The organism is Pseudomonas sp. CFBP13509 (genome assembly GCF_005233485.1).
GTDB classification, from domain to species: domain Bacteria; phylum Pseudomonadota; class Gammaproteobacteria; order Pseudomonadales; family Pseudomonadaceae; genus Aquipseudomonas; species Aquipseudomonas marginalis.
This window is the reverse complement of record NZ_QGAA01000046.1, coordinates 1-2,847: the sequence shown is the minus strand read 5'-3', so window position 1 is coordinate 2,847 and position 2,847 is coordinate 1. Positions and strand designations below refer to the sequence as shown.

The 2,847-nt window shown below is 51.8% G+C and carries 1 rRNA gene; it reads left to right on the top strand.

The window, feature by feature from the left end:
- Positions 1–2,720, top strand: a 23S ribosomal RNA gene (locus PspCFBP13509_RS31230); the annotation flags it as partial.
- Positions 2,721–2,847 lie beyond the last annotated feature (127 nt).

Here is a 2,847-nt window from a genome sequence, read left to right as displayed (position 1 = left end):
AAGAGGCGAACCAGGGGAACTGAAACATCTAAGTACCCTGAGGAAAAGAAATCAACCGAGATTCCCTTAGTAGTGGCGAGCGAACGGGGACTAGCCCTTAAGTGGCTTTGAGATTAGCGGAACGCTCTGGAAAGTGCGGCCATAGTGGGTGATAGCCCTGTACGCGAAAATCTCTTAGTCATGAAATCGAGTAGGACGGAGCACGAGAAACTTTGTCTGAATATGGGGGGACCATCCTCCAAGGCTAAATACTACTGACTGACCGATAGTGAACTAGTACCGTGAGGGAAAGGCGAAAAGAACCCCGGAGAGGGGAGTGAAATAGATCCTGAAACCGTATGCGTACAAGCAGTGGGAGCCCACTTTGTTGGGTGACTGCGTACCTTTTGTATAATGGGTCAGCGACTTATTTTCAGTGGCGAGCTTAACCGAATAGGGGAGGCGTAGCGAAAGCGAGTCTTAATAGGGCGTCTAGTCGCTGGGAATAGACCCGAAACCGGGCGATCTATCCATGGGCAGGTTGAAGGTTGGGTAACACTAACTGGAGGACCGAACCGACTACCGTTGAAAAGTTAGCGGATGACCTGTGGATCGGAGTGAAAGGCTAATCAAGCTCGGAGATAGCTGGTTCTCCTCGAAAGCTATTTAGGTAGCGCCTCATGTATCACTGTAGGGGGTAGAGCACTGTTTCGGCTAGGGGGTCATCCCGACTTACCAAACCGATGCAAACTCCGAATACCTACAAGTGCCGAGCATGGGAGACACACGGCGGGTGCTAACGTCCGTCGTGAAAAGGGAAACAACCCAGACCGTCAGCTAAGGTCCCAAAGTTATGGTTAAGTGGGAAACGATGTGGGAAGGCTTAGACAGCTAGGAGGTTGGCTTAGAAGCAGCCACCCTTTAAAGAAAGCGTAATAGCTCACTAGTCGAGTCGGCCTGCGCGGAAGATGTAACGGGGCTCAAACCATACACCGAAGCTACGGGTATCACGTAAGTGATGCGGTAGAGGAGCGTTCTGTAAGCCTGTGAAGGTGAGTTGAGAAGCTTGCTGGAGGTATCAGAAGTGCGAATGCTGACATGAGTAACGATAATGGGTGTGAAAAACACCCACGCCGAAAGACCAAGGTTTCCTGCGCAACGTTAATCGACGCAGGGTTAGTCGGTCCCTAAGGCGAGGCTGAAAAGCGTAGTCGATGGAAAACAGGTTAATATTCCTGTACTTCTGGTTATTGCGATGGAGGGACGGAGAAGGCTAGGCCAGCTTGGCGTTGGTTGTCCAAGTTTAAGGTGGTAGGCTGGAATCTTAGGTAAATCCGGGATTCTAAGGCCGAGAGCTGATGACGAGTTAACTTTTAGTTAACGAAGTGGTTGATGCCATGCTTCCAAGAAAAGCTTCTAAGCTTCAGGTAACCAGGAACCGTACCCCAAACCGACACAGGTGGTTGGGTAGAGAATACCAAGGCGCTTGAGAGAACTCGGGTGAAGGAACTAGGCAAAATGGCACCGTAACTTCGGGAGAAGGTGCGCCGGTGAGGGTGAAGGACTTGCTCCGTAAGCTCATGCCGGTCGAAGATACCAGGCCGCTGCGACTGTTTATTAAAAACACAGCACTCTGCAAACACGAAAGTGGACGTATAGGGTGTGACGCCTGCCCGGTGCCGGAAGGTTAATTGATGGGGTTAGCTAACGCGAAGCTCTTGATCGAAGCCCCGGTAAACGGCGGCCGTAACTATAACGGTCCTAAGGTAGCGAAATTCCTTGTCGGGTAAGTTCCGACCTGCACGAATGGCGTAACGATGGCGGCGCTGTCTCCACCCGAGACTCAGTGAAATTGAAATCGCTGTGAAGATGCAGTGTATCCGCGGCTAGACGGAAAGACCCCGTGAACCTTTACTATAGCTTTGCACTGGACTTTGAATTTGCTTGTGTAGGATAGGTGGGAGGCTTTGAAGCGTGGACGCCAGTCTGCGTGGAGCCAACCTTGAAATACCACCCTGGCAACTTTGAGGTTCTAACTCAGGTCCGTTATCCGGATCGAGGACAGTGTATGGTGGGTAGTTTGACTGGGGCGGTCTCCTCCTAAAGAGTAACGGAGGAGTACGAAGGTGCGCTCAGACCGGTCGGAAATCGGTCGTAGAGTATAAAGGCAAAAGCGCGCTTGACTGCGAGACAGACACGTCGAGCAGGTACGAAAGTAGGTCTTAGTGATCCGGTGGTTCTGTATGGAAGGGCCATCGCTCAACGGATAAAAGGTACTCCGGGGATAACAGGCTGATACCGCCCAAGAGTTCATATCGACGGCGGTGTTTGGCACCTCGATGTCGGCTCATCACATCCTGGGGCTGAAGCCGGTCCCAAGGGTATGGCTGTTCGCCATTTAAAGTGGTACGCGAGCTGGGTTTAGAACGTCGTGAGACAGTTCGGTCCCTATCTGCCGTGGACGTTTGAGATTTGAGAGGGGCTGCTCCTAGTACGAGAGGACCGGAGTGGACGAACCTCTGGTGTTCCGGTTGTCACGCCAGTGGCATTGCCGGGTAGCTATGTTCGGAATAGATAACCGCTGAAAGCATCTAAGCGGGAAACTAGCCTCAAGATGAGATCTCACTGGGACCTTGAGTCCCCTGAAGGGCCGTCGAAGACTACGACGTTGATAGGTTGGGTGTGTAAGCGCTGTGAGGCGTTGAGCTAACCAATACTAATTGCCCGTGAGGCTTGACCATATAACACCCAAGCAATTTGCGTCGAAAGGCCAGATTGCGGTGTGTGAAGACGCAATGAACCGAAAGTTCGAGATCTTACAAAACACCGACAGCTGTCACATACCCAATTTGCTGAAGCGAGGCCAGC